The sequence below is a fragment of the Blastomonas sp. CCH1-A6 genome, from assembly GCF_001556365.1.
GTDB lineage: Bacteria > Pseudomonadota > Alphaproteobacteria > Sphingomonadales > Sphingomonadaceae > Blastomonas > Blastomonas ursincola.
This window is the reverse complement of sequence record NZ_LSIS01000189.1, coordinates 1-840: the sequence shown is the minus strand read 5'-3', so window position 1 is coordinate 840 and position 840 is coordinate 1. Positions and strand designations below refer to the sequence as shown.

Sequence of the window (840 nt, the reverse complement as noted above, 5' to 3'; positions counted from 1 at the left end):
GGGCAGCACCGGTCGCGCCATCGCCCAGCACCAGCTGCGACAGACCTTCGGGTGCATCGGGACCAAATTCGCCCGCCACCTTGTCGAACAGCGCCTGCACCGCGATTGCGGTCAGCGGCGTCTTTTCGGACGGCTTCCACACGATGCTGTCACCGCAGACCAGCGCAAGCGCGGCATTCCAGGCCCAGACGGCCACGGGAAAGTTGAACGCGGTGATGATCGCGACCGGACCCAAAGGGTGCCAGGTCTCGCTCATGCGATGGCCGGGGCGCTCGCTGGCGATGGTCAGGCCATGCAGCTGGCGCGACAGACCCACGGCAAAATCGCAGATATCGATCATCTCCTGAACCTCGCCCAGCCCCTCGGACAGCGGCTTGCCACAATCGAGCGTGACCAGCAGACCGAGTTCGGTCTTGCGCGCGCGCAAGACCGAACTCGGTCTGCTGGTCACGCTCGATTGTGGCAAGCCGCTGTCCGAGGGGCTGGGCGAGGTTCAGGAGATGATCGATATCTGCGATTTTGCCGTGGGTCTGTCGCGCCAGCTGCATGGCCTGACCATCGCCAGCGAGCGCCCCGGCCATCGCATGAGCGAGACCTGGCACCCTTTGGGTCCGGTCGCGATCATCACCGCGTTCAACTTTCCCGTGGCCGTCTGGGCCTGGAATGCCGCGCTTGCGCTGGTCTGCGGTGACAGCATCGTGTGGAAGCCGTCCGAAAAGACGCCGCTGACCGCAATCGCGGTGCAGGCGCTGTTCGACAAGGTGGCGGGCGAATTTGGTCCCGATGCACCCGAAGGTCTGTCGCAGCTGGTGCTGGGCGATGGCGCGACCGGTGCTGCCC

2 protein-coding genes are annotated in these 840 nt (G+C 65.5%); one reads left to right on the top strand and one right to left on the bottom strand.

Features of this window, described 5'->3' with window-relative positions; all coding sequences use genetic code 11:
- The coding region (locus AX735_RS08445; protein WP_231750062.1) for an aldehyde dehydrogenase family protein at nt 1-427 on the bottom strand (427 nt) is incomplete at its 3' end.
- Here AX735_RS08445 and AX735_RS08450 point away from each other — a divergent pair.
- On the top strand, nt 414-840 hold a 427-nt coding region (locus tag AX735_RS08450), incomplete at its 3' end, for an aldehyde dehydrogenase family protein (RefSeq protein WP_231750062.1). The two genes, AX735_RS08445 and AX735_RS08450, sit on opposite strands and share 14 nt — an antisense overlap.